This window comes from Rhodococcus sp. 05-2254-2, assembly GCF_002259095.1.
In the GTDB taxonomy this organism is placed as follows: Bacteria; Actinomycetota; Actinomycetes; order Mycobacteriales; family Mycobacteriaceae; genus Rhodococcoides.
The window spans coordinates 189,972-214,232 of record NZ_NOZJ01000022.1 but is presented as its reverse complement, the minus strand read 5'-3'; the positions used below and the strand labels follow the sequence as shown (position 1 = coordinate 214,232).

The following is a 24,261-nucleotide window of genomic DNA, read 5'->3' as shown; positions in this document are numbered from 1 at the left end:
GCTCGGTACGCTGGATGCGGTGACGGCACGGGCAATTACCGACGAGACATTCGGTGCGTGGGTGATCAAGTGCAATCCGCACAAGACCGATCTCGCGCCGATGGTCGACGCCGGACGTGCGCACGACCACTGGTGCGTCGCCGACAACTATCGAACTCGTCTGATGGCACCCGGACAGCCGGTGTTGTTCTGGGTCAGTACCCATGCCCGACGCGGAATCTGGGGTGCCGGCACCCTGACCGGCACCTCGGTCCCCGGTCCCCAGTGGAAAATCTCGACGGACATCACGCTGTTCGACGAGCCGATTCTTGCGTCGGACATTCAGTGCATCGCGGAATTGTCGATGCTCGAGGTGTTTCGATCACCGCAGCAATCGAATCCGTCCTGGATCGACGTGTCCGCGTGGGCAGTGATCAGGCAGATGCTGCCTCCCGAATGATGTGATGGCGGTATGACCCTGGAGGACGAGCCGACACTGCACGGAATGTTGGACGTGGGGGACGGGCAGCGCATTTACTGGGAGCAATGGGGTCCGTCCGACGGCGTTCCGGCGGTCTGTCTGCACGGCGGTCCGGGTGGGACTCTGAACGCGAGCCAGTTTCGTCGTCACTTCGACCTATCGCGAGTTCGCGCAATCGGATTCGAGCAGCGCGGGTGCGGACGGTCCACCCCGCACGCGTCCGATCCCTCGACGTCGTTGTCCACCAACACCACTGCCCATCTGATTGCCGACATCGAAGCGTTGCGCGAGCACCTCGGCGTGGAGGCGTGGATCGTCAACGGCGTGTCTTGGGGATCCACCCTCGCCGTGGCCTATGCCCTCGCACACCCCACCCGTGTCCTCGGCGTCGTATTGTTCGCCGTCACCACGACCTGTCGTGAGGAAGTCGATTGGATCACCGAGGGCGTCGGCGCGGTCTTCCCCGAAGCGTGGGATCGTTTCGCTACCTTCGCCGAGCAGGCCGGCGTTGGCTATCGGCGCGGGCACGGTCGACTGGTCGACGCGTACGACCGTCTGTTGGATTCGCCTGATCTCGCGTTGCGTGACAGTGCATCCCGAGAATGGGCATTGTGGGAGGACGTCCACATCTCGATCGGCACCGGCGGTCTCAGACGCGATCCCAGGTGGGAGGATGACCGGTTCCGACTGGCCTTCGTACGGCTGGCCACGCATTACTGGTCGCACGACGGGTTCTGCGATCCGCCTCTGCTCGATCGCGCCGCAGGTCTGCGCGATATCCCGGGCGTCCTGATCCATGGCAGACGCGACGTGTCCGGACCCGCCGTCACCGCGTGGCGTCTGCACCGGGAGTGGCCCGGATCGACACTTCTCGTCGACGAGGGTGACGGGCACGGTGGCAGGTCCATGGCCGCGCGTTGGGACGCAGCGAACGAGGAACTGGTCGAGCGGGCCCAGAGGCGACCGAATGGTGCATGATCGAGGAGTGACTTCTTTCCCGATCATCGCCCTCACTCCCGACGAGCTGCTGACCACCACGCGCACGGTCCGCAAGCGGCTCGATCTGACGCGACCGGTTCCGATGGAGCTGATCAAGGAATGTCTCGAGATCGCGTTGCAGGCACCGTCCGGCTCGAACAAGCAGGGGTGGCAGTGGATCGTCGTCACCGATCCTGATCTTCGCGCTCGCATCGGTGCGATCTACGGCGAACTGTTCACCGCGTATCAGGCGTCCAAGCATTCTGCAGCTGCCCTGTTCACCGACGACCCGGAACGTGCCTCGGTCCAGAAACGCGTCGGAGACAGTGCGAGCTGGCTCGGCGAGCACATGGGCGAGGTTCCGGTGTTGCTGATCCCATGCATCCAGGCCGGCAAGACGCTCCCGGCCGGTAACCAGGCCGGTCTGTGGGGCTCGCTGCTACCCGCGGTGTGGAACTACGCCCTGGCCGCACGGGCGCGTGGTCTCGGAACAGCTTGGACCACAATTCATCTCGCGAAGGAAGCCGAAATCTCCGAACTGCTCGGCATTCCCGACGACTTCCATCAGGGTGCGCTGATCCCTACGGCGTACTACACAGGGGAGACCTTCAAGGTCGCTCCGCGGGATCCGATCGAGACGGTGCTGCACGTCGATCGCTGGTGATGCGACGTTGCGATTCCAACCGCTGACCTCGGCCCCATGACCGTCGACGAGTGGCTGCTCGAGTCCGATCCGGCGATTCGATGGCAGGTATTGCGTGATCTGCACGATTCATCAGCTGCAGACGTGGAAGCTGAGCGGAGCAAGGTAGCCACGGAGGGCTGGGGTGCCCGGCTGCTTGCCGCCCGCGATCCAGGTGGTGTGTGGGCCGGAGGTGCGTGCTTCCCATCGGGTTTCGACGGCGACATGTCGACTGGGCAGCCGTGGACTCCCACGCTCCCCACGTTGACACTGCTGCGTGAGTTGGGCGTCGACCCGGCCGCGGACGCTGTTCGGGTCGCGATCGAGGCGGTGCGCGAGACCGGCCGATGGGAGCATGCGGGCCAATGGTTCTTCGACGGGGAAGTGGAACCCTGCATCAACGGCAGGACCGTTGCCGTGGGTGCCTACTTCGGCGTCGACGTCGATGGGATCGTCGCCAGGTTGGTGATTGAGCAGTTGCCGGACGGCGGCTGGAATTGCGAGGCGGAATACGGGTCGACGCGCGGGTCGTTCCACTCGACCATCTGTGTGCTCGAGGGTCTACTCGAGCACGAACGCGCGACAGGTGGCACCCCGGAATCGATTGCCGCACGGGACCGCGGCGAGAAATACCTGCTGGAACGCCAGCTCTGCAGGCGACTGAGCACGGGCGAAATCATCGAGCGGAACTGGTTGCAGTTTGCTTTCCCCACCTGGTGGCACTACGACGTGTTGCGCGGTGTGGAGTACTTCCGAGCTGCCGGATCAGATGTCGATCCTCGGTTGGCAGCGGCTGTCGACCATGTCCGGTCGAGGCAATGCGGCGACGGCACATGGCTGCTCGACAAGAGTCACCCCGGCGCGGTCCACTTCACGATGGAAGAGGGCATTGGTCGGCCAGGCCGGTGGAACACACTTCGCGCGTTGAGGGCATTGAAGTGGGCCCGACGGGGGTAGTGCGATCACCGAAAAGCGACAACAATCCGGTCGATCAAGTGCGCAGGTACGCCACCACCGCCATCACGCGGCGGCTCATACCGCTGGAGTTCGCCAATCCGAGTTTGTCGAACACGGCGTTGATGTGCTTCTCGACCGAGCTCACCGAGATGTACAGATCGGCGGCGATTCGCGCGTTGGTGAGACCCTGCGCCATCAGCTCGAGCACATCACGTTCGCGTGGCGTGAGTCTGTCGAGTGGATTTGATCGGGTGGTGCGTGACAGCAGCTGGCGCACCACTTCCGGGTCGAAGGCGGTCCCGCCGTCGGCAACTCTGTTCAGAGCGTCCAAAAATTCGTCGACCTGCGCGACGCGGTCCTTGAGCAGATATCCGACCTTGCCTCCGGATCTGCTGATCAGCTCTGCCGCGTAACGGTTCTCGACGTACTGGGAGAGTACGAGCACCGCTACGTCCGGCCATCGATCGCGAATGATCAGAGCCGCTCGCAGTCCCTCGTCGCTGTGACCCGGAGGCATGCGGACGTCGGTGACGACGATGTCGGGACGGTCCTGTTCCACGGCACTCAGGAGCATGGCGGCATCGCCCACGGACGCGATCACGTCGTGGCCCTCGTCGACGAGCAGACGAACCAAGCCCTCACGCAGCAGCGTCGAGTCCTCCGCGACGATCACTCGCACGGGACGCTCGCCGTCACGACGGTCGGGCCGCCCACCGGACTGTGCACGGTCAGGGTGCCGTCCATCGCCGCTACACGACGGGACAGCCCGGACAAGCCTGTTCCCGACGGATCGGCCCCGCCGGGTCCGTCGTCGACGATGGTTGCGAGAACGCGGTCGAACCTCTGATGGGTCACGGAAACCTCCACCAGTCGAGGGGAGGCATGCTTGGCTGCGTTGGTCACCGCCTCCGAGATGACGAAATAGAGAACGGTCTCCACCGCGGGACGTAGCTTTTCCGTCAGCTCGTATGTGAATCGGACGGGGACACTTGCCCGTTCGGCCATCGTCTCGACCGCTGTGTGCAGACCGGCCTGATCGAGCGCGATCGGGTACACCCGGTTGGCGACCTCGCGCAGCTCGCTGATCGCCTCCTGGGATGCGACATGGGCTTGGGTGAGGAGTTCGTGCACCTTCTCGGGTTCCTGGGCGCGGCGAGCCCGGCCGATCAGCATCCCCACCGCAACCAACTGCTGCTGGACTCCGTCGTGCAGGTCGCGCTCGATGCGGCGGCGTTCGTCGTCGATGGCATCGACGACGTGATCGCGGCTGCTCGTCAGCTCGACCACCCGCTGGTGCAGCAGTCGATCCGACTGACGGCCGAGTACCTGGATGACAAACCAACGGTCCAGCGAGCCCACCCCCACCACCCCGGCGATTGCGACGAAGATCAAGAGGGTTCCCGGCAGCGACACCAGCGCTACGACTCCACCGTCGACCCGGTCGGAGTTCTCGATCAGGCCCCAGTTGCCGTTCATGATCCACGCCGAGACCATCGAGCCGGCCACGATGAGACACAGAGCCAGGAACAGGACCACGCCGGTTCCGAGTAGACCGATCGTCCAGCGTCCGCCGAGATACCAGCGACAGCGGCGAGGGGTCAGCACGTCCGTGTGGAGCCTGCCGTGGAAGCGGGCGATTCGCCGGATCTCCCACTCGCTCAGGCCCAGTGCCCCTTCATCGACTGCAGCTCTCACTGGCTCGCCCCACCGGCCGAGGAGGCGCGCCGGAGTCAGTACGAGGAGAGCCACCACGGTGAACAGGAGGGCCGAGACCGCCGTGACGCTACCGAGCAGAACTCCGGAAAGTGCCATCAGCCAACGCTGAACAAGCGAGCCGGCGGCAATCCGATCCGCCAGTTCGGGTGGATGTACGACGTCGTTTCCGAGCACGCAAGCAGCGTAGCGGGGTAGGCGGCCGCTGATATCGCGGTAAACCGCAAGGTTTCGACGGGGGAGTCCCCGTCAATGTTCGACGGTTTTCCTCGATGCCCCCCATTCGGAGAATTTCTAGCGTTCTCAGTGGCCGTCCCGACCGGAGACGGCACCGACGAACAGGGGAATGAATATGTTCGACTTGCTGATTGCTGCAACTGCTGAAACCGACCAACTCGATGGGCTGGCCGGATGGGCGGTCGGCGTCATGGACGCACTCGGCGGCCCCGGTGCGGCCGTAGTCGTCGGGGCCGACAATCTGTTCCCGCCGATCCCGAGCGAACTCGTTCTGCCCCTTGCCGGTTTCTCGGCCAGTCAGGGCGTCTTCTCTTTCCGTGCGGCTCTCTTCTGGACGACGCTCGGCTCGGTCCTGGGCGCGATCATCGTCTACGCAGTCGGTGCGCTCATCGGGCGCGAGCGCACGCGGGCACTGGTGGCGCGGATCCCGCTGATCAAGGCCAGCGACTTCGACCGCTCGGAGGCCTGGTTCGCCAAGCACGGCTCGAAGGCGGTGTTCCTCGGCCGGATGGTCCCGCTGTTTCGGAGTTTCATCTCCTTGCCTGCCGGCATCGAGCGAATGGGAATGCCGAAATTTCTGCTACTCACCACACTCGGCAGCCTGATCTGGAACACCGTCTTCGTCACCGCGGGCTATCAACTCGGCGAGAACTGGCACCTGGTCGACGCCTACGCCGAAATCCTGCAGAAGATTGTCATCGTCTCGGTCGCAATCGCTTTCGTTGTGTTCGTGGCGATGCGGCTGCGATCTCGCCTCCAGACCAGGCTGTGACAACGCCTGATTGGAACTACCTGGGCAGCCCCATCTTGTACTGCAAGGCGTAGGCCAGCTTTCCGGGCTTGTCGTCCGAGTACGGTGCCGAGAGCTTTCCGAATTCACCCTTGGTGGCTGCCTTGCCGTCGTTCCAGGCGTCGAGCGCACCGAGTTCTGATGCGGTGCGGCCACTGTCGATCACCGCATCTTTGGGTGCCGCGACCTGTGCACGCGACACCGCCTCGACGGTGCTCAGGTAGCTCGTCAGGTTGTTGGCGTCCCAGCCGCTGATGTCGACGGCACCCGAGTCACGAACCCATGCACCCCAATAGAATTCCTGGAACGGAATGGTTCCGGGAGTGAAGCCGATATCGCGCCCGAAGTACGTCAGGCTGCGGTACTTGTCGTTCTGGAACTTGGCGAGCCCCACTCCCGAGGGCAGCTGTTCCACCGGAACCTCGTTGCCGTCGACGTCGTAGTTCCACACCCACTTCTCGGCCTTCATCCGCGCCCAGAAGTCAGCGGGGCTCAGGTCACTGAGGTTCGCGACCACCCGCAGGCGCAGATGCAGATTCGGTCCACCGTCGGCCGTTTCGTAGAACGAGGTCAGCGTGTGGTGTCCGTCGGTCAGGTAGGGCACGCCATCCGGACCGATGACGACCGTCTTCATCGGCGCGATGGTGTCGGGCGTTTCCTGGCCGACGGGCACAGTGCAGGTGAACGACGACGGATTGTCCAGTCGCGCATCGGGCATCGCCGACGCGACCTCTTCCTGGCCGTTGGCTTCGCACCAGTCGTCGAACTTCTTGTTGATCCCGTCCTTGCCGAGCGTGTACCGACCGAGCTTGTAGTACACCTCGTCGTACCCGAGTGACGGTTGTGTCGCGCGCACCTCACCGATCGGGAGATCGAGAAGCTCACCCGCTTCGGCACATTGGTAACCGAGGCCCGAAGACGATCCGGTGGGGATGAGGTCTGCGACCTGGCACAGCGGCGATGCCGTCCGTGCCGGCGCAGCAGTGGCAACACTGGCCAGCGACGTGGATGCGACAGAAATCAAAGCGAGCGTGCCCAACAGTGCAGCTCTACGAAGCGAGGCCATCGGTGAGACTCCCATGAGTTCGAGTGAAGTTCCCCGGAGACTGCCCCACTCCGGTCACCGTTCGATGTCGCAGAACCAACGCAGAGGTGAACGTCGCATGATGGACGTCAGCGATCCTCGCGCAACATCGCGTAGACAAGGGTGTCGGTCCATTCACCCTTGCACCACCAGTTCTGGCGGAAGTGCGCTTCCTGACGCATCCCGACCCTCGCGGCCAGGCGGGCAGAGGCGTCGTTGCGTCCGTCCAGCTGCGCGCTGACACGGTGAATCTGGGGAAGCGAGAACACGTGCTCGATCAAGGCTTGTACCGCCTCGGTGGCGTATCCGCGACCGGCTACCGCAGGGGAGAACGTCCACCCGAGTTCGACGAGAGCCGGTGACCCGTCGATCAACCATGCCTCGACGTTGCCCACCACCGTCCCCTCGTGTTCGACGACCATCGCGAGGGCCTGAGTGTTCAATCCGGTTCGCTTCATCCGCTTGCCCACCGCAGCAACGGCATCGGCGTGCGACCACGCTTCGTGCAGAAGGTAGCGGCAGACTTCGGGATCGCTGTAGTACGCGAGAATCCCGTCCACGTCGGTGGGCTCGTACAGGCGCAGCGTCAGGCGCTCGGTATGGATGGGCTCGACGTTCATGAGGGCAATTCTGCCCGACCTAAATTCACGCTGATTCGAACCCTGGTCGTAGGCCCCGGTCTGACCGAAGGTGAGTAGTCGAACCTGCTCGCACTCAACCGGAAGGCCTGTACCCATGGTCGTGACGTCGTACGCCGTTCCCGCGGCACCCGTGGACACGCGTGTCAGCGACGTTCCCAACGGCGGCCCCGCGCATGTTTCGCCGAAACAGTCGGTGTGGCAGCGGTACCGATGGACCGTCGTTCGCGTTCTCTCACCCGTCGCACTCCTAGTCCTGTGGCAGATTGCCAGTGCTGCCGGAGTTCTCTCCGAACGAGTACTGCCGGCACCATCGCTGATCTTCGACGCGGGCCTAGAGTTGCTACGCAACGGAGAGTTGGCCGATGCCCTCACCGTCTCCGGAACCCGTGTGGTGCAGGGACTCGTGCTCGGAGGTGTGATCGGGGTGGCGCTCGGTGCGCTCGTCGGACTGTCCAAGCTCGCCGAGGCAACCGTCGATCCGCCGCTCCAGATGCTGCGGGCACTTCCGCACCTCGGGCTGATCCCGCTCTTCATCCTGTGGTTCGGGATCGGCGAGACTCCCAAGATTCTGCTCGTGGCTCTCGGAGTCGCATTTCCGCTGTACCTCAACACGTTCTCGGCGATCCGCCAGATCGATCGCGACTTCCTCGACACGGCCGTCGTACTCGGCTTCTCGTGGCGTCAGCGGCTCACCACCATCATCCTGCCCAGCATCGCCCCACAACTACTGGTGGGATTGAGGCAATCGCTGGCTATTGCGTGGTTGTCGCTGATCGTGGCCGAGCAGATCAATGCCGAATCTGGGCTCGGCTACATCATCAACAATGCGCGAGATTTCCTGCGTGTGGACACCATCATCTTCGGGCTCGTCGTCTACGCGCTGATGGGAATCGCCACCGACGGCATCGTGCGCATCCTCGAAAAACGCGCTCTTCGTTACCGATTGGATGTCTGAATCATGACTGCGACGACAACGTCCGTTGCCACCCTGCACGGGATCGAGAAGTTCTACGGATCCAGCCACGTGCTGAAGGGCGTCGACCTGTCCATCGAACGCGGCGAGATCGTCTCGCTCGTCGGACGATCCGGGTCCGGCAAGTCGACGATCCTGCGCGTTCTGGCCGGGCTGTCGACCGACCACACGGGTGAGCGGCATGTCGCCGGGAATCCCGCGGTGGCGTTCCAGGAACCACGGCTGTTTCCGTGGCGGTCGGTTCGCCAGAATGTGTCCTACGGCCTGAACACCGCAGGCGTCACCGGCAACGGTGCGCTGACCGCGGCGGATGCAACGCTCGCCGAAGTCGGGCTGGCCGAGAAGCGAGACGCGTGGCCTCTCACGTTGTCCGGTGGGCAAGCTCAGCGCGCAGCCCTGGCGCGGGCGTTGGTGGGGGAGCCGGAACTGCTGCTCCTGGACGAACCGTTCGGGGCGCTCGATGCACTCACTCGACTGACCATGCAGTCCCTCCTGCTCGACCTGTGGGGACGGCACCACTTCGGCATCCTTCTGGTCACCCACGACGTCGACGAGGCAATCGCGTTGGGGGACAGGGTGGTGGTGCTCGACGGGGGTGCGGTGGCCGAGACCGTCACCGTCGATCTGCCTCGTCCCCGCGACCGGGGAACAGCCGGATTCTCCCGCATTCGTACCCATTTGCTCGGGGCCCTCGGCGTTCACTGACCGATCAATTCCTCTCATACGAAGGATCTTTCACGCATGTCGTCACACGCTCGTTCCAGATCCCTGCGCGCCATCGGTGTGCTCGCTGCGCTGTCTCTGACGGTCGTCGGACTCACCGGCTGCGTCTCCCGCGGCAGCGACACCACTACCACCGAAGCGCCCGAACTCGTCTCCGACGACCAGCTCACCACGGTCACGCTCGACGTCGGCGACCAGAAGGGCGGCACCGAGGCGCTGCTTCGTGCGTCGGGTGAGCTCGACTCGGCCCCATACGATGTTGTGTTCTCCACCTTCACTTCCGGCCCGCCACAGGTGGAGGCCGCAACAGCCGGCCAGATCGACTTCGCGGTCACGGGCAATACACCTCCGGTGTTCGGGGTCGCAGCCAATGCGCGCATCAAGGTCGTCTCCGCCTACAGCAACGACGCCAGCGGCGATCAGATCCTCGTGCCGTCCGATTCGACGCTCACGTCGTTCTCCGATCTGCGCGGCAAGAAGATCGCGGTGGGCAAGGGAAGTTCAGCGCACGGCCACGTGCTGCTGCAGTTGCAGAAGGCCGGGTTGACCGAGGACGACGTCCAGATCATCTTCCTCCAGCCGGCGGATGCGCTGACGGCATTCACCTCGGGTGAGGTCGACGCCTGGGCGATCTGGGATCCCTTCACCGCGATCGCGCAGGTCCAGAACGGCTCGAAGACACTGACCACCGCCGAGGGCGTTGCCAACGGTTACGGGTTCGGCATCGCCTCACAGCAGGCTCTGGACGATCCGGCGAAGAACACGGCGTTGCAGGACTTCGTGGTTCGTCTGGCCAAAGCCTCGGCCTGGGCTGAGAAGAATCCGGCCGAGTGGGCGTCCGCGTACTCCACGGCCGTCGGGATCGACCCGGCTGCAGGCGAATTGGCGCAGGGACGAAGCCAGCGACCCGCAATTGCTCTGGACGACACTGTGATCGAGTCCGAGCAGGCTCTCTTCGATGCGTTCGTCGAGAGCGGAAGTATCCCCGGCGGCAACACGTTCGCGGACTTCGTCGACACGCGTTACAACGACGCCATCGCAGACGCATCCGCCGCCACCAACTGATCACCCACCACGTTCTAGGAGTTCCACTCGTGACCGCACGCATCTTCTGGTTTCTTCCCACTGCAGGCGACGGCCGCTCCATCGTCGGCGCGTCCCACGCATCCGGCAATCTCCGCGAACCCGCCGGCTTTCGTCGCCCGTCGTTGCGGTACCTCACCGAGGTGGCTCAGGCCGCGGACCGCCTCGACTACGAGGGCGTGCTGACTCCGACGGGAACGTGGTGCGAGGACGCGTGGCTGACCACGGCGGCGTTGCTACAGAGCACCCGACGGCTGAAGTTCCTCGTTGCCTTCCGCCCCGGTCTCACGCCGCCCACGTTGGCGGCGCAGCAGGCCGCGACGTTGCAGCGGTTCTCGGAAGGGCGAGTGTTGTTCAACATCGTCACCGGGGGCGACGACGTCGAGCAGCGTCGTTTCGGGGACTGGATCGACCATGACCGGCGATACGCTCGCACCGACGAGTTTCTCGAACTCGTACAACGCATTTGGACCGAGACTTCGGTGGACCACGAGGGTGAGTTCTTCAAGGTTGCCGATGCGCGGGTGTCCGAGGCTCCGGACCCATTGCCGGAGTTCTGGTTCGGTGGCTCCTCCGAGCCTGCTCTGGCCGTCGCAGCCAAGCGGGTGCAGACGTACCTGACGTGGGGTGAGCCGCCGGCCGACGCCCGCGCGAAGATCGAAAAAGTACAGGCGTTGGCAGATGCCGAGGGCCGCAAGCTGACCTACGGCGTCCGCCTGCACACCATCAGTCGCGACACCTCCGAGGAGGCCTGGGCCGTCGCGCAGAAACTCCTCGACGAGCTCCCCGAGGAACAGGTGTCTGCGGCGCACGCGCTGCACTCGTCGTCGCAGTCCGAGGGACAGCGCCGAATGGCCGCACTGCACGGCGGCAGCAAGGACTCGCTCGAGATCTACCCGAACCTGTGGGCCGGTGTCGGTCTGGTTCGCGGCGGTGCCGGGACGGCGTTGGTCGGTTCGCACGAGGAAGTCGCGAACCTCATCGGGGAATACCACGATGCCGGGTTCGACGAGTTCATCCTCTCGGGCTACCCGCACCTCGAGGAGGCGTACCACTTCGCCGAGGGAGTGCGGCCGATCCTCGACGCGCGTGGAATCACCGTTCCCGCGCGTCGGGTGTGATGTCGGACGTCCTCACTAAGCAGTGGATGACAGTGCGTCGAACACGGCCCGCACGTACTGCTCGGCTCGGTCGGAGCCGATGATTCCCGGCCCCATTCGGTTCATGACGTAGGAGATGGTCAGCTTCGACTCCGGGTGCATGACGGTCAGCGATCCACCCCATCCGCCCCAGAAGCAGATCTTCCCGTCAGGGATGTAGGGCATCGATTCTTGCTGTGGCAGAGCGAAACCCAGGCCGAAGCGCAACGGAATGCCCAGGGCCAGATCGACTCCGTTGGATTGCTCCTCGAAGATCGAGTCGATCGTGCCGGGACTCAGCAGTCGAACGCCGTCGACGGTGCCGCCGCGGGAAATGACCGACAGGATTCTCGCGACCGATCGCGCATTGCCGTGACCGTTCAATGCGCCCATGTCCGCGGCACGCCATGCCGGTGTATTCGCGGACGAGGCCTGCACCAACGGCCCGAGAAAGGTCCTGCGACGCACCATCGTCGGATCGGGCACGGCATCATCGGTCGGCGGGGGCGGCGCAACCACATCGGCGATCCGGGACCTGTCGGTCTCGGCGGCACCGATCTGGAAGTCGGCTCCGAGCGGACCGGCAACCTCGTCGGCGACGAACTGCCGCAACGGCTTTCCGGTGACGCGGCGGACAACTTCGCCTATCAGGTGGCCTTGGCTTGCCGCGTGATACCCCGAAGTAGTGCGCGAATCCCACCACGGAGCCTGCGCAGCCAGACGCGAGGTGGAGAGTTCCCAGTCGTAGAGGTCCTCTTCGTTGAACGGTCGGTCCCAGCCCGAGACGCCGGAGGTGTGCGACAACAGGTGCCGAACCGCGATGTCCTGCTTGCCTGCGGCCGCGAACTCGGGCCAGTAGGTCGCGACCGGCGCATCCGGATCGAGCTGTCCGCGGTCGATGAGCATCAGCGCCGCCAGGCACGTCACCATCTTCGTCGTCGACCAGACGTTGGTGATCGTGTCCGACTCCCACGGCAGGCGGCGCTCAGCATCGAGGTAGCCACCCCACAGGTCGACGGCGGTATGGCCGTCGATGTCGACCACAATGGACGCGCCAAGCTCTTCTCCGCTGTCGAGGTTGGCGGCGAGCGTGTCGCGCACCGCAGCGAACTCGGGATCGCAGTGACCGTCAATTGCCATGTGAGGCCCCCAGAACGCGGTGGACCGCCAGTTCGACGTAGCCGTCGGCGACGTCCTCGATGCTCAGCTCGCCGCCGTCGTGGAACCAGTTGCTGATGCCGTTGAGCATGTCGGTCAGGGCGAACGACGCGAGCCGTGCGTCCGGAACGGTGAATTCACCGCTGCGCATTCCGGCAGTGATCACGTCGCGCACGCGTCGTTGGTACTGGCGGCGGTAATCTTCGATGACTGTGCGGTGCTCCGGGGTGAGTGAGGCGAGCTCGTGCAGGCCGACGATGTATTCCACCCGTCGACGGTTCAGATGCACCAGGTGCGCCCGCACCAGTGACGACATGCGTTCGGTAGGGGTTCCGGCCGCGTCGAGCAGTGGCAGGTTCTCCTCGGCCGGTTCTTGCGTGACCGTCAGGCAGATTGCGAACAGGATGTCTTCCTTGGAAGGGAAATGGTGGTAGAGGCTGGCGCCCTTGATACCGACGGCGTCGGCAATATCGCGCATCCCCACGTTCGAGTAGCCCTCACGCGCAAAGATATTCGCGGCATTGGCGACGATGTCGTCCCGTCGTTGGCGGGTGCGGACCTGACGGGGTAAAGCTGTGACCTCGGAGGGCTGCGTCATACAGTTTCCTCGACCGCCGCCAGCAGCCGCAGTTCACGCTTGAGGATCTTGCCCTGCGGGTCGACAGGCAGCTCGGCCACGATGTGAACCGACTTCGGAGCCTTGTACGACGCCAACTCGGTGCGGCAGTACTCGATGATCGCGGCCGGGTCGGCGGTCACCCCGTCGCGCGCGATGACGAAGGCAGTCACGGCCTCGGACCAGTACGGGTCGGGAACTCCGACGACGGCGGCACGCAGCACGTCCGGGTGCGTGTGGATGGTGCGTTCCACTTCCTGCGACGACACGTTCATCCCTCCCGACTTGATCATGTCCTTCATCCGATCGTAGAAGAACAGGTTGCCGTCGATGTCGATGCGCACCATGTCGCCGGTATGCACCCAGCCGTCCCGGAACACCTCGGCGGTGCGCTCGGGGTCCTTGAAGTAGCCGAGCATCACCGATGGAGTGCGGCAGAGCAATTCACCGATCTCGCTGTCGTTGCCCGCGGGGTCGACCACCTTGATCTCGAGGTGGGTGACGGGCTTGCCGATCCACGACGCATCGCCGTCGGGAATGTCGTCGAGGCTCGAGAACCAGCCGACCGAGCCGAGCTGCGACAGTTCGGACTGCCCCCAGTAGGTGCCCCAGATGGCCTCGGGTGCCGCGGCGGCCCAGGCGCTGATCGTGTGCGGTGACACCTGGCCACCGTAGGTGAGGCAGCGTCGAACCTGGCTCACGGTCTCGGGGCCGAACTGCGGGTCACGGGCCAGGGCCAGGTAGAACGTGGGAGTCTGCGCGATGACGGAGATCTTCTCGGCGGCGATGATGCGCAGCGATTGTGCTGGGTCGACCGTCGCAGGCAGCACGAGGGTGGCACCCATCAGCGTGAGGGTCGTCATGGAGCCGAGTCCGGCGATGGTGTGGAAGGGCATGACGAACAGCCAGGTGTCCTCCGGCCCGGTGCGCAGGCCCCAGCTCCACGCGGGCGCGGTGGAGATGAGGAAGTTGCGGTGCGGAATCATCACGCCCTTGGGTGCCGCTTCGGTTCCGGAGGTGTAGATGACCATCGCGACGTCGTTTTCGTCCATCTCGACGTCCGGCTCGGTGGACGGGGTGTTTGCCGTCAGTGCGGCGTATTCGGGCCCGAACGTCACCAGGGTGGTGGTCTCCGGCTTCACCACGGAGATGATCTCAGCGTAGGCCGGATCTGCCACCACGACAGTCGGTTCCGCGTGTTCGAGTTGGTGCTTCACCTCGGCCGCGCGATACATCACGTTGATGCCGGTGAACGCCGCACCGGCCTTGAGGGTGCCGTAGTACGCCACCACCACGTCGACGCTGTTACGAGCCATCGATGCGACGCGGTCACCCGAGGTCACTCCGAGATCGACCAGCAGGTTGGCGAACTGGTTTGCCCGAGAATCGAGTTCGCCGTAGGTGGTGACCTCTCGGGTGCCGTCCGCCGCGTAGCTGATGAACGCGACCTTGTTCGGCTGCGTCCGCGCATGACGACGAAGCTGATCGCCGATGGTGGCGCGGCCGATGGGGGAGCGATGGTGGATGGCAGTACCGGGCACGGCGGACTCCTGAGGTCAGAACTGGGTCAGAGGGCGGGGGAGAGGGCAGCGGAGTCGAACATCGGCTGCGAGAACGTCTCTGCCGCAACGATCTGCTCCACCGGATCACGGGTGAGCTTGCGCGGGAACGACTTCTCCGGATATCCGACGGCGATGTGTGCGGCGGTGATGTAGTCGTCCGGGATGCCCAGCAGTTCGCGAATGGCGGGCTCCTCGTGGCACAGCAGCGTCGTCACCGCGGTCGCGACGCCCTGATCGCGCAGGCTCAGGCACAGGTTCTGCACGGTGGGGTAGATGGATGCGCCGCCGACGACGGAGAGTCGGCCGAGTTCGTGGTCGGTGGGGTGCAGTCCGTCCAATGCCGCGCAGACCACCACGATGGCGGGCACCTCGTGAAGGTGGCGGGCAAAGTAGTCGGCGTCCTGCACGGTTTTGGGCAGGGCACCGACGGCAACGGTTCCGCCGGTGATGCCGGCGAAGTAGGCGTCCCACATCGGCAGGTAGAGATCGGCGAGGGCCTGCTTGCGGGCGGCGTCGCGCACGACGATCCACCGAACGGGCTGACGGTTGCCGCCCTGTGGGCCGAAGCGGGCGACGTCGAACGCGGCCTTGAACACCTCGTCGGGAACAGGATCGCTGAGGTACCGCCTGCAGGTGCCGGTGGTGCGCATCGCCTCGGTGAGTTCCATGGGTGTGTCCCTTCGCCTGTCCGCTGTTAGGTAGTGCCATGAAGCATCGTGTGGCGTGGGCCACATTGTCAAGACTCGATTTGCTGTGAATTTCGAGATTCCGAATCCCTTGCGCGAAATTGCCTAACCGTGGTTAGTTGAGCTGTCGGAGTCGGATGGAGCAGCTCACAACAGGAGGTACCGGTGTCCACAGACGCAGCAACGGCAGCGGAAACCGTGGGTCGGATCGATCGTGACCGGCTCTCGCGCGCTCTCACCGCCGCCAACCTGCCCACGCTGGTCGCGGTGCTCTATCAGCTGACCGGTGATCCCACGTGGCTCGCCGATCCGTACCGACCCACCCGTAGCCGGGGCATGGACAACAACGACACGGGCGGATTCGACGACGCCGTTGCAAGCCGCATCCGGTCCGCGGCGCTCGACGCGATCTGCGCGTTCCACGAGGGCACGCCCATGGCGGTGCCGTCACCCGACCCGGAGCACCTCGTCGAGATGATCAGCGTGGCCGTCGGTGAGCAGGTCCCACCCGAGTTCGGCGTCATGGTCGCCGAGGACATGGGCTTCACCGCCTCGGACACTCCGGTGGCTGCGCCGAACGATCTGTCGGTCATCGTGATCGGTGCAGGCGTCTCCGGAATGCTCGCGGCCATCAAGCTGCACGAGGCGGGCATCAGTCACACAGTGCTGGAGAAGAACTCCGACGTCGGCGGTGGATGGTTCGAGAACACCTACCCCGGTGCCGGCGTCGACACCCCGAGTCACCTGTACTCCTACTCCTTCGCGCCGCGGGCCTGGAGCACGCACTTCGGCAAGCGGGACGAGGTGTGGGAGTACCTCAGCGACGTGGCGTCCGAACACGATCTGCGGCAACGCATTCGGTTCGACACCGAGGTGGCGACCGCCGAGTACGACGCGCAGAGGCAGGGATGGACCGTCACGACGGTCGACGGCGAGACGTTGACCGCAGACGTGGTGATCACCGCTACCGGTCAGCTCAATCGGCCGAAGGTGCCGAATATCCCCGGCCTGGCGTCGTTCGACGGCCCGATCTTCCACACGGCGAACTGGCCGGCCGATCTGGATCTGACCGGTAAGCGCGTCGCCATCGTCGGTACCGGGGCCAGCGCCATGCAGGTGCTGCCGGCCATCGCGTCGACGGTGGGGCATGCGACGGTCTTCCAGCGTTCGCCTCAGTGGGTTGCGTCGAGTGACGTCTATTTCACCGAGATGAGCGACGACGCCAACTACCTCATGGATGTCGTTCCGTTGTATCGCCTGTGGTACCGAACGCGGTTGGCCTGGAACTTCAACGATCGCGTGCACAGCTCGCTGCAGGTCGATCCCGAGTGGGAGCATCCGGCACGTTCGATCAACCCGGTGAACGACGCCCATCGACGCGTCTTCACCCGCTACATCGAAGCCGAGCTCGAGGGCAGGCCCGATCTGATCGAGAAGTCGCTTCCCGATTACCCACCCTTCGGCAAGCGGATGTTGCTCGACAACGGCTGGTACGCCGCGCTCAAGCGCGACAACGTCACCCTCATCGCCGACGCCGTCGCGTCCATCACCGCCAACTCGGTTGTGGCACGCGATGGTTCGGAGACCGAGGTCGATGTGGTGATTCTCGCGACGGGCTTCGAGACGCACAAGCTGCTGACGCCGATCGATGTGCGCGGACGATCGGGGGAGTCCATCCGCGATATCTGGGGCCCGGAGGACGCGCACGCGTATCTCGGCATCACCGTTCCCGACTTCCCGAACTTCTTCATCACCTGCGGTCCAGGGACGGTGTTGGGCCACGGGGGTAGCTACATCACCATTGCCGAATGCCAGGTGCGGTACATCGTCGATGTGCTGATCGACATGGTGGACAAACGAATCGGGGCCATCGAATGCAAGGCCGATGTGGAGGCGGAGTATGTCCGCAAACACGATGAGGCTCACGCGAAGATGATCTGGTCGCACGGCGGCATGGACAACTGGTACCGCAACGACGCCGGACGCGTGGTTTCGACTTTGCCATGGCGCATTGTCGACTACTGGGAGATGACGCGGCGGGCCGATCTGAAGGACTTCGTGACCGAGGGCAGGCGGGAGGACGCCCGCTGATCAGCGGGATGTCCCCTGAAAGCTGTTGGTACCCGTGATTGTTTGGACCCATACCGCCGAAGATGTCCGAAATCCATGCAAGGCTCGACGGTGCACACACACCCGAACGATCGAATGGAGTGCGCGTCGATGGAACGAACGGCAGTCAACCCGGTGCAGTGGTCGGTGGACATGGGATTCAACCAGGGGGAGATCGTCTCGGGGCAGGCCCGGACGCTCTATCTCTCCGGCCAAACAGCGACGGGCGATGACGGCTCACCTCAGCACCCCGACGACATGGGCGCGCAGTTGTCTCTGTGTCTCGACAACATGGAAGCCGTTCTCGCCGAGGCGAATATGTCCTTGGCGAACCTCGTTCGGCTCAACGTGTACACCACCGATGTCGACGCGTTGCTGCCGCACTACGGAGACTTGGCAGCGCGACTGGGTGCGGCGGGCGTGAAGCCCACCAGCACCCTGCTCGGGGTCACCCGGCTCGCGATTCCCAGTTTGCTGGTCGAACTCGAGGGCACCGCGGTCGGGTAGATCGACTACCGGGCTACGACGAGGCCCGTCAGGGTAGGGCTCGCTCAGCGCAATCAGTTCGACGTGGCTTGCTGCATCGACAGCACGAATCCGTGTCCGCCGCCCGCGTCGCAGATCATCGCTTCGACACGAGAGAAACACGTGAACCCGTTGAACGTGATGGATGTGTTGTATTCCAACGGTTGTGCGTTCTCGACTCCGAATTCGCCTTGGTTGAAGCATGTCGGCGTCACCTTCCCCGGAGTCATGTAGAAGCCCTTGCCGAGTTGGTCGATGGTGAACGACGGGGTGACGCAGTTCGCGCCGTCGGGTATCGGAGCATCCGCTGCCTGGCAGCCGGACGAGAATTCACTGTCGCCGATCTTGCAATAGATGTTGCCCGACGGCGACTTCCAGCCCACCTGATTGCCGTACGCGCTGTATAGGGCAGGGTCGACGGGGGTGATGGGTGCGGTGTTGTTCGCGGGATCGGCAGCGGTCGGGTTCGATTCGGTCGCCTGTGGTGCTCGTGTCGCACCTTCCGCGTTGCCATCGTTGGAGTCGGTCGGCGCGGCGATGGTCACCTGCGGAGGCGCGGGTATCTGCGCGGCAACGCTGGTCGGGGGAGCGGGAGCGGCGGCGGGTGCATCCTGATTTCCGCACGCCGTCAGTACAGCCGTCGCCAGCACGGCGGCGAGCGCGAATCTGCGGATCATCGTGAACTCCTTCATCAGAATGCGAGGTTGACGTCGCGCGAGATCATGAAGCCTCGGTCGCCGTCGTAGCAGGTGATGCCGGCCTCGGTGGAGCTGCAGAAAGTGCCCGTCACGCCGATGACCTGGCCGTATTCCAAGACTCGAGGGCGTTCAGGTCCGCCGACGAAGATGCCCTGATTGGTGCAGATCTGTTCGACGGTGCCGTCTTGGTTGATCTTCACCCCGTAGGTGTTGTTCTCGGTGTTGAGGCACTCACGGCCGGTGTTGCCCGGCACCGAGTAGCGGACCTGGCAGCCCACGATCGTCCCGGGCACATTGGAGGAGTTGAATCCGCAGAACACGTTCCCGCTGGGGGACTGGAAGAAATACTGCCCTCCGGCTTGCTCGAAGTCCCGTGCATCGACGTTGACATCGTCGCGGTTCGGGGCGGGCGGTACGGCTGGTGCGCTCGCGGCGGTGGGAATTGCTTGTACTGGGGTGACTATGTCGGGAGCCTGTCCGATTCCGCCTGAGCCGCCACCATCGTCGGAGTCGGAGTACCCGTTTGCCGACGGAGCAGCCGCTGCGCTGGTGACCGGTGCGGGTGGGTCGCTCACCGGCTCGTCGGAGCCGCAGGAGGTGGATGCGAGAGCGGTAACGGCGATCAGCGCGCCTGTGGCCACGATTGTGCGGACTTGCCTCATTCGATGGTCCTCACCGGTGGCTGCGGAGTGCATCACCTCTGATCATTGAATCGAACGGGCCAAGTGGTCTGTTAACGTCTTTCGTGTCACGACCCAGTCACGAATCGGTATCCGAGCGGTCCTTTTGTCGCTGTGGCTGCGAGGGTGGGTCGGGTAAAGACTCAAGAACCACTTGATGTTTCAGGTTCAACCTGGGGCTCTTGGTCCGGTGTCACGTGCGATCCGGTATCTCGTTGTGCGACATGAGCGAAAGGCGTGCTGTATGCGAAAAACATTGCGGCGAGGGGTCGTATCGATCGCACTGACGATCCCCCTGGCACTGGGCATCGGCGAGGGAACGGCCGTGGCAGCGCCGCAGACCACGCTGCTCCAGATTCCGGTGGTCACCGGTTTCCAGATCGCACCCGGTGCCGTGCCCGGTGGGTTGTTCCAGACCATTCCGATGAAGGCGACGGTCGGTACCGAGCCGGGTGTTCTGCTGCTGTCCGCGGCGAATATCGCACCGTACGCAGACCAGTACCCGTACCGAAGTCTCGGTGTGAGCTGGCGAAACTGGGACATCGGCTTCCGTGGAAGCGCGGGACTGCGGCACTGGCAGGACAACCCCAACCCGGGCCCGCCCAACGACCTGCCGCCGCTGCACGGTGAGCAGTACCCGCGGGAAGTAGCTCTGCCCACCGGAAGTGGCTGGGTCGAGATCACCGTGACCCACTACCGCGACTACCACTACGGCGATCCCTACGCCGACACGCTGATCCCGGGCAAAGGCCTGATCTACGTACCTTGATCGTCCAACCGAAAGGAAACTCGATGCGGAAATCGATCCGAGGCGGTGTCGCCGCCCTGGCGCTGACCGCCCCCCTGGTCTTCGGCATGGGTGCCGGAACTGCAACCGCTGCGCCGCAAGAGTCGGTAATGCAGGTGCCTGTCGTGACCGGGCCGGAATTTGTCCCTGCGGGCGTTCCCGGCGGACTTGTTCAGACCATTCCGATTCGCTTGGTGGTCGGCGAGAAGCCGGGTGAGGTGCGCTTCTCGGCCACCGACATCCGGCCGTACTACTACCAGTTCGCTTACCGGCACCTGACGGTCAACTGGCGCAACCTATCCACCGGTGAGGCGGGCTCCGCCGGCTTGCGGCACTGGAACGACGAGATCGATCGGACTCAGCCGGCCAATCAGGGTGGTCCGCAGGCCTACCGCCTGCCGACCGAGGTGACGGCTCGGACGGGCGCGGGTCCGGTATTCGTGACGGTGACCCACGACCGAGAGAATCCCGATGCGTCGAACGCTCTCATCCCCGGCTTGGGTGTGTTGTTCGTACCCTGACATGCGGTGTTGTAGGCGGTCAGGTACCCAGATCGCCTGCGATATCCGCGGCGGCGAGCATCGAAACCAAGAGCGGCACAACTCGTTTGGCGGCAATTCGATAGTCGCCGCGACCGTGCTGCTCCACGATGTTCGCCGAACTCAGCGTCTTGAGGTGGTGATAGATCTGGCCGGACGAGCCGAGTCCCACGGCTGCGAGGAGATCCGCCGCGTTCGCCGGTCCTCGCAGCAGCGTTCGCACGATCTGCAGTCGCACCGGATGTCCCAGAGCGGCAAGCACTTCCGATGCGGAGGGAACCGGTAGTTCCACGATGGCGTCGGGGGAGTAGCCGATGTCCCAGCGGACGGTGCCGTGCAGATGGACGTCGCCTTGATAGGCGACCAAGCCGCCGGTCGACGGGGCGGCATTAAGCTGTTCGGGAGCGTCGCGTCGTTCCAACTCGGCGACGCGGGCTTCCAGCTCTGCCAGTCTCGATTCGAACTCTGCGCTCACACCACGCAGGCTATCCGGTCGAGAACCTCGGGCGAGAGCATCGCCTCGACGATGAGTTGCTGCTGTACGCCGAACTGGGTCATGGCCTGATCGAATCTGTCCGCGGGGAGGCCACCGATCAGCCACACTGCCGTGGCGACGGTTCCGTCGTTGCGGCGCAACTCGAATCCCTGGGTCAGCACACCGGGGAGGCTGCCACCTTTGAAGCCGATACCGCGAACGCTGTCGCCGGCAGGTTGCCATTCCAGTTGACGCAGAATGGTGTCGGATGCCGCGCCGTAGGTCCCGTCCGTGAAGGCGCGATACATTCCGCTCAATTCTTCGGCCGAACCGCCGCGGAAACTGCTCTCGACCCTGGATACCTGGTCCTCGTAGGTCGGCACTTGCACGGACGCCTCGGCCTGGGCTCGGAACTGCGGGTCGAATGCCCACTTCTGAGCGGTCTCCCAGGTATCTGCATCGGCAAGTTCGGGATCGAAGACCGAGAGCATGTCGGCCACCATGCTTGGTGCCTCGAAGTTCTCCCATCCTCCGGCGGCTGCGGCGTCGACGAGTGCTTGATCGCCGAGTCGGTATCGGAGGTAGTCGGGAACCGAGTTGTCGCTCTCCTGGATCATGGCCGAAACCATGTCGTCGATTCGGACCGTGGCGTCGGGATCGGTTGCGTTGGTGCCGGCGTTCGCAATGCCCAACCGGGTCAGGGCATTCGGATGAGCATTGGCGTCGGTACCGGGCACGTACCAGCGCTCCCAATCCGAGAGGGCCACTTGCTCGTTGGGGTCGATGGTGCCGTTCGCGACTGCCTGAGCGTAGGCGGCGAGATGCACCACCTTGATCGCCGATGCGAGTACCTGCTCTTGATCGGCTCGATGTTCGACGGTTCGGCCGCGGCCGTCGTCGATGACGAGGCTGACGGTGTCGGGAGCCTGATCGATCAGTCCGATCCACCCGTCCTCGGTAGCGAGGTCGGTGGAAGTGGCAGGAGCGCAGTTCTCCGGCGTCGGGGTAGTCGTGGCCATTGCAGTGGCGTCGGTGTCGGTGGCACATCCGCCCACCAACAGCACGGCTGCGCAGGTGGTCGAGATCCAGGCTGAGCGTCGCATCGAGGTCTCCCATCCGTTATTCCGTAATTACGGATAATCGTAGAACTGAAAGTGCAGCGCGGCAACCCCTCCATCGGACTTCGGTCGTTCAGAACAAGGTGGGTGCGTTGTAGCTGCCGAATCGTGCGTCGTCGAGTCGGGCGCTCCAGCGCTGCACGAGCCACATCTCGACGAGTTCGGGACGGGTGTCGATCTCGTTGGCCCAGCTCGTGATGAGGTCGATGTAGCGGTCGTAGCGGCGACGCGTGAATCCGGTGACGGATGGGTCTTCAAGCCAACCTTCGTGGATGAGGGTCGAGACTCCGTATTGGTCGATCAGTTGGGCCGGGCCGCCATAGACCGAGGCGTTCACCGCCCACAGAAATGTGGCCATCAGTGAGACACCGACGCCCGGAGCGTCCGGCCATCCCGAGCGAGTTTCAGTCGGATGCTCGGGCACCTCGCGGTTTCGGACGCAGTAGTCGAGCACCGCGAGGGTCTTGGCGACGGGGTTCTCGTCAGGGTGCGTGAGATGTGGATTCATGACGTCGGGGAATCTCCGCGCCGCTCGGCGATGTTTGTGACTACCCTGCCAGGCGGCGCACAGAAACAGCAGACCGAGTGAATCATGCTCGCCTACAGCTAGATCGGTGCCGATTCGAAGATCGTTGCGTTGGATTGTGGCATTGCCGTACTCGACGACTTCGCCGTCGAGATTACGCCCGCGCAGTCGAAGTTCGTGGCCTGCCCGGTCGAGGTGGCCGTTCCACCAATCCAGGTCCACCAAGACACCGTCGTCGAGGACATGCAGGTCGTAGGTGCGGTGCCGACACCACTGCACACAGGCCTCCGGTGGCGAGAACCCCTCGTCGCGTTGTGACATACCGCCATCGAAGCATCGGGTACCGACAGATCGAGGGCTGCTGTCACTCCGAGCGAGTTCCGGCTGGGCTGTCGTGCTGATCAGATTTCTCGTGTCCGAGCATTGCCAGTAGGGCCAATTTGTCGGCATCGGGGCTGCCGAGGGCAGCGGTATACAGGATCAGGTGCTGGTCGACTTCGACGAGTTTCAGTGAATCGCAGTCTACCGTGATCTCGCCAACGGCTGTGTTCCGAAACGTCTTTCGCAGCGCGGGGGAGACTGCCACATCGTGTCGTTCCCACAGCCGAGCGAACTCGGGACTGCCATCCCGGAGTTCGGCGACGAGCTCGGACACAATCTCGTCCGTGGGATAGCGGGTGAGGGCGGTGCGGAGTTCGTTGACCGCACTGCGGCGAAAGTGGACGTCGTCGGAGATACCGTAGAGCCGCTCGCTCGGCTGCTCGGTGCCGAGGAAAGCTTTACGGGCAAGGTTGCGGTCACGAGGGGTCAGGCTGCCGAAGTCTTCCATGAGCGATACGGCCAGATCGTTCCAGGCGAGAACCTCGAACGCGGCGGACATCACGATGCCGGCGGTCTGAGGTAGTCGCTCCAGGAGCGTGAGAATGCTGGGCCGAACATCGCGCCGGTGCAAACCGGATCTCGCGGGGGCGGTGCCCGCCAGCGCGTGCAGATGGTCGGACTCGGTGTCGTCGAGGCACAGGGCAGCCGCGATCCCCGCCAGCACCTCTGCCGACGGGCGTGGTGCGCGGCCTTGTTCGAGGCGCACGTAGTACTCCGTCGAAATGTGCGCGAGCACGGCAACTTCTTCACGGCGAAGACCCGGGGTTCGGCGACGAGGGCCGGACGGAAGACCCACATCTTGTGGTTGGAGCTTTTCGCGGCGGCTGCGGAGAAACGCCCCGAGTTCCTGCTTGTCCATGAGTTCGATTGTGCCGCAGGTAGAGCGTCGGATCCTGGTACCACTTGTGCCTGTCTCCGGTGCCGAGGAGCATCGATGCTTG

At 64.2% G+C, this 24,261-nt stretch carries 27 protein-coding genes; 13 read left to right on the top strand and 14 right to left on the bottom strand.

What is annotated here, in order from left to right:
• Positions 1-19: 19 nt before the first annotated feature.
• The 4 genes from CH283_RS27485 to CH283_RS27470 are packed head-to-tail and all read left to right on the top strand — an operon-like array spanning position 20 to position 3,077.
• The gene (locus tag CH283_RS27485) at positions 20-439 is read left to right on the top strand and encodes a hypothetical protein (RefSeq protein ID WP_255183379.1); all 420 of its coding nucleotides are present in this window, start codon (positions 20-22) and stop codon (positions 437-439) included.
• A gap of 12 nt (positions 440-451) precedes the next feature.
• Positions 452-1,438, top strand: a complete 987-nt coding sequence (locus tag CH283_RS27480) for an alpha/beta fold hydrolase (protein WP_094639891.1) — start codon at positions 452-454, stop codon at positions 1,436-1,438.
• A 7-nt stretch (positions 1,439-1,445) separates the two neighbouring features.
• Positions 1,446-2,102 carry a nitroreductase family protein gene (locus CH283_RS27475; protein WP_094639892.1) on the top strand — a complete coding sequence of 219 codons (657 nt, stop codon included), beginning with the start codon at positions 1,446-1,448 and terminating at the stop codon, positions 2,100-2,102.
• 36 nt (positions 2,103-2,138) lie between these two features.
• Complete coding sequence (locus CH283_RS27470) at positions 2,139-3,077, top strand: hypothetical protein (RefSeq protein WP_094639893.1); 939 nt, start codon at positions 2,139-2,141, stop codon at positions 3,075-3,077.
• A 34-nt stretch (positions 3,078-3,111) separates the two neighbouring features.
• Here CH283_RS27470 and CH283_RS27465 read toward each other — a convergent pair whose 3' ends face one another.
• The gene (locus CH283_RS27465) at positions 3,112-3,756 is read right to left on the bottom strand and encodes a response regulator (RefSeq protein WP_094639894.1); all 645 of its coding nucleotides are present in this window, start codon (positions 3,754-3,756) and stop codon (positions 3,112-3,114) included.
• A complete protein-coding gene (locus CH283_RS27460; protein WP_094639895.1) occupies positions 3,747-4,967 on the bottom strand; it encodes a sensor histidine kinase in 1,221 nt (406 codons plus the stop codon). The genes CH283_RS27465 and CH283_RS27460 overlap by 10 nt, the downstream gene beginning before the upstream one ends.
• A gap of 175 nt (positions 4,968-5,142) precedes the next feature.
• On the opposite strand from CH283_RS27460, the gene CH283_RS27455 reads away from it, so the two are divergent.
• Positions 5,143-5,799 (top strand): DedA family protein, encoded by a 657-nt coding sequence (locus CH283_RS27455; RefSeq protein WP_094639896.1) that lies wholly within the window; start codon positions 5,143-5,145, stop codon positions 5,797-5,799.
• A gap of 16 nt (positions 5,800-5,815) precedes the next feature.
• On the opposite strand, the gene CH283_RS27450 is transcribed toward CH283_RS27455, so the two are convergent.
• Both CH283_RS27450 and CH283_RS27445 read right to left on the bottom strand, forming a co-directional pair.
• A complete protein-coding gene (locus CH283_RS27450) occupies positions 5,816-6,898 on the bottom strand; it encodes a ParB/Srx family N-terminal domain-containing protein (RefSeq protein ID WP_255183378.1) in 1,083 nt (360 codons plus the stop codon).
• A 92-nt stretch (positions 6,899-6,990) separates the two neighbouring features.
• The gene (locus CH283_RS27445; protein ID WP_094639898.1) at positions 6,991-7,521 is read right to left on the bottom strand and encodes a GNAT family N-acetyltransferase; all 531 of its coding nucleotides are present in this window, start codon (positions 7,519-7,521) and stop codon (positions 6,991-6,993) included.
• Positions 7,522-7,636: 115 nt separating this feature from the next.
• On the opposite strand from CH283_RS27445, the gene CH283_RS27440 reads away from it, so the two are divergent.
• The 4 genes from CH283_RS27440 to CH283_RS27425 are packed head-to-tail and all read left to right on the top strand — an operon-like array spanning position 7,637 to position 11,442.
• Positions 7,637-8,497, top strand: a complete 861-nt coding sequence (locus CH283_RS27440; protein ID WP_082898554.1) for an ABC transporter permease — start codon at positions 7,637-7,639, stop codon at positions 8,495-8,497.
• Between the two features lie 3 nt (positions 8,498-8,500).
• Complete coding sequence (locus CH283_RS27435; RefSeq protein ID WP_094639899.1) at positions 8,501-9,220, top strand: ABC transporter ATP-binding protein; 720 nt, start codon at positions 8,501-8,503, stop codon at positions 9,218-9,220.
• A gap of 36 nt (positions 9,221-9,256) precedes the next feature.
• Complete coding sequence (locus CH283_RS27430) at positions 9,257-10,303, top strand: ABC transporter substrate-binding protein (RefSeq protein WP_094639900.1); 1,047 nt, start codon at positions 9,257-9,259, stop codon at positions 10,301-10,303.
• Between the two features lie 29 nt (positions 10,304-10,332).
• Complete coding sequence (locus CH283_RS27425) at positions 10,333-11,442, top strand: LLM class flavin-dependent oxidoreductase (protein ID WP_094639901.1); 1,110 nt, start codon at positions 10,333-10,335, stop codon at positions 11,440-11,442.
• 15 nt (positions 11,443-11,457) lie between these two features.
• On the opposite strand, the gene CH283_RS27420 is transcribed toward CH283_RS27425, so the two are convergent.
• The 4 genes from CH283_RS27420 to CH283_RS27405 are packed head-to-tail and all read right to left on the bottom strand — an operon-like array spanning position 11,458 to position 15,464.
• Entirely contained in the window at positions 11,458-12,600 is a 1,143-nt protein-coding gene (locus tag CH283_RS27420; protein ID WP_094639902.1) for a serine hydrolase domain-containing protein, read from the bottom strand.
• Positions 12,590-13,216 carry a TetR/AcrR family transcriptional regulator gene (locus CH283_RS27415; protein ID WP_094639903.1) on the bottom strand — a complete coding sequence of 209 codons (627 nt, stop codon included), beginning with the start codon at positions 13,214-13,216 and terminating at the stop codon, positions 12,590-12,592. The genes CH283_RS27420 and CH283_RS27415 overlap by 11 nt, the downstream gene beginning before the upstream one ends.
• On the bottom strand, positions 13,213-14,775 hold the full coding sequence (locus CH283_RS27410; RefSeq protein WP_094639904.1) for a class I adenylate-forming enzyme family protein: 1,563 nt from the start codon (positions 14,773-14,775) through the stop codon (positions 13,213-13,215). The genes CH283_RS27415 and CH283_RS27410 overlap by 4 nt, the downstream gene beginning before the upstream one ends.
• 26 nt (positions 14,776-14,801) lie before the next feature.
• A complete protein-coding gene (locus tag CH283_RS27405) occupies positions 14,802-15,464 on the bottom strand; it encodes a nitroreductase family protein (RefSeq protein ID WP_027497814.1) in 663 nt (220 codons plus the stop codon).
• Positions 15,465-15,647: 183 nt separating this feature from the next.
• On the opposite strand from CH283_RS27405, the gene CH283_RS27400 reads away from it, so the two are divergent.
• Together CH283_RS27400 and CH283_RS27395 are read left to right on the top strand one after the other, a co-directional pair.
• The gene (locus CH283_RS27400; RefSeq protein WP_255183377.1) at positions 15,648-17,573 is read left to right on the top strand and encodes a flavin-containing monooxygenase; all 1,926 of its coding nucleotides are present in this window, start codon (positions 15,648-15,650) and stop codon (positions 17,571-17,573) included.
• A gap of 129 nt (positions 17,574-17,702) precedes the next feature.
• Positions 17,703-18,098: a RidA family protein gene (locus CH283_RS27395; RefSeq protein WP_094639905.1), complete on the top strand. Its 396-nt coding sequence runs from the start codon at positions 17,703-17,705 to the stop codon at positions 18,096-18,098.
• A 53-nt stretch (positions 18,099-18,151) separates the two neighbouring features.
• On the opposite strand, the gene CH283_RS27390 is transcribed toward CH283_RS27395, so the two are convergent.
• Positions 18,152-18,793, bottom strand: a complete 642-nt coding sequence (locus tag CH283_RS27390; protein WP_141215348.1) for a hypothetical protein — start codon at positions 18,791-18,793, stop codon at positions 18,152-18,154.
• Between the two features lie 14 nt (positions 18,794-18,807).
• Entirely contained in the window at positions 18,808-19,476 is a 669-nt protein-coding gene (locus tag CH283_RS27385) for a hypothetical protein (protein WP_094640048.1), read from the bottom strand.
• A gap of 262 nt (positions 19,477-19,738) precedes the next feature.
• Between CH283_RS27385 and CH283_RS27380 the strand changes: the two genes are divergently transcribed.
• On the top strand, positions 19,739-20,263 hold the full coding sequence (locus CH283_RS27380) for a hypothetical protein (protein ID WP_094639907.1): 525 nt from the start codon (positions 19,739-19,741) through the stop codon (positions 20,261-20,263).
• 23 nt (positions 20,264-20,286) lie between these two features.
• The gene (locus CH283_RS27375) at positions 20,287-20,802 is read left to right on the top strand and encodes a hypothetical protein (protein WP_255183376.1); all 516 of its coding nucleotides are present in this window, start codon (positions 20,287-20,289) and stop codon (positions 20,800-20,802) included.
• Positions 20,803-20,821: 19 nt separating this feature from the next.
• Here the strand turns inward: CH283_RS27375 and CH283_RS27370 are convergent, their stop codons facing one another.
• From CH283_RS27370 to CH283_RS27355, 4 genes are all read right to left on the bottom strand, one after another.
• Positions 20,822-21,295, bottom strand: coding sequence for an ArsR/SmtB family transcription factor (locus CH283_RS27370; protein ID WP_094639908.1), 474 nt, complete (start codon positions 21,293-21,295; stop codon positions 20,822-20,824).
• Entirely contained in the window at positions 21,292-22,398 is a 1,107-nt protein-coding gene (locus CH283_RS27365) for a serine hydrolase (RefSeq protein WP_094639909.1), read from the bottom strand. Before CH283_RS27365 ends, CH283_RS27370 begins: the two co-directional genes overlap by 4 nt.
• Before the next feature lie 88 nt (positions 22,399-22,486).
• Complete coding sequence (locus CH283_RS27360) at positions 22,487-23,260, bottom strand: 8-oxoguanine DNA glycosylase OGG fold protein (RefSeq protein WP_094639910.1); 774 nt, start codon at positions 23,258-23,260, stop codon at positions 22,487-22,489.
• Positions 23,261-23,303: 43 nt separating this feature from the next.
• Complete coding sequence (locus CH283_RS27355) at positions 23,304-24,179, bottom strand: helix-turn-helix transcriptional regulator (protein ID WP_094639911.1); 876 nt, start codon at positions 24,177-24,179, stop codon at positions 23,304-23,306.
• Between the last annotated feature and the right edge of the window lie 82 nt (positions 24,180-24,261).